Genomic DNA, 586 nt, shown 5'->3' on the forward strand with positions numbered 1-586 from the left:
AATATTCAATTTTGATTTTTCTTCTTGTAAAAATTTTTCAAAATCCTTGGATCCCTTTTTTATTTTTTTTAGATCTTTTGAATTTTTTACTATGAAATCCTCTAATTCTTTCTCATCCTTGATGTAAATTCCTTTAGATCCTTTATTAATTTTAAATAACGGTGGTTGAGCTAAATACACATGGCCATTTTCAATTAACTTATTAAATGGTTTATTATTAAAAAATGTGAGTAGCAAAGCTCTAATATGTGATCCATCAACGTCAGCATCTGTCATTATAATTATTTTTCCATATCTCAAATCTTTTAAATCAATCTCATCATTTTTAGGGTCAAGTCCTAAAGCATTTATCAAAGTAACTATTTCATTTGATGACATCATTTTTGATAGTGCCTTTGTCCTTAGATCATTTGTATGTCCATTTTTTTTTGATCCATTTAACTCCGTAAATGTATTAAGAATTTTTCCTCTTAAAGGTAAAACTGCTTGATTTTCTCGATTTCTTCCTTGTTTTGCTGATCCACCAGCAGAGTCACCCTCAACTATGAAAAGCTCAGTGCCATCTTGTTTTGAATTTTGACAATCC

1 protein-coding gene is annotated in these 586 nt (G+C 28.8%); it reads right to left on the bottom strand.

The window, feature by feature from the left end; genetic code table 11:
• Nucleotides 1–586, bottom strand: a 586-nt coding sequence (locus AMN80_RS02215) for a toprim domain-containing protein (protein WP_256997976.1), incomplete at both ends; no start/stop codon positions are given.

The sequence above is a fragment of the Candidatus Pelagibacter communis genome (assembly GCF_001179985.1).
Taxonomy (GTDB): Bacteria; Pseudomonadota; Alphaproteobacteria; order Pelagibacterales; family Pelagibacteraceae; genus Pelagibacter; species Pelagibacter ubique_J.